Annotated in this window: 1 protein-coding gene; it reads right to left on the bottom strand. The window is 67.7% G+C overall.

The genetic code is table 11. The features are described 5' to 3' along the window. Window positions 1-303 (bottom strand): phage baseplate assembly protein V (locus L6D74_RS29910; protein WP_236191728.1); only part of this gene is annotated, 303 nt, incomplete at both ends.

A 303-nucleotide genomic window follows, 5' to 3' on the forward strand; every position in this document is an offset into this window, starting at 1 on the left:
CTTCCATGCCGATGCGCGGGATGGCGATGCCGCCGTACTGGGCACCGGCCCAGGCGGAAGACACGCGCAGCCAGCAGCTGGTCTTGTCGTCGGCCTGGCCGTCGCGGTCCCAGTGGAACTGGACTTTCACCCGGCCGTATTCGTCGCAGTGGATTTCTTCCCCTTTCGGCCCGGTGACCACGGCGCTCTGGCTGCCGAGGATGCGCGGTTTCGGGTGGCGTAGGGGCGGGCGGTTCGGCACGTCCCACGGGGTGGCCTGAAAGCGGTTGCGGTAGCCCTGATGGAAATCGTCTTTGAGCGCGG

Origin of the sequence: Pseudomonas pharyngis, from assembly GCF_021602345.1 — a bacterium.
In the GTDB taxonomy this organism is placed as follows: Bacteria; Pseudomonadota; Gammaproteobacteria; order Pseudomonadales; family Pseudomonadaceae; genus Aquipseudomonas; species Aquipseudomonas pharyngis.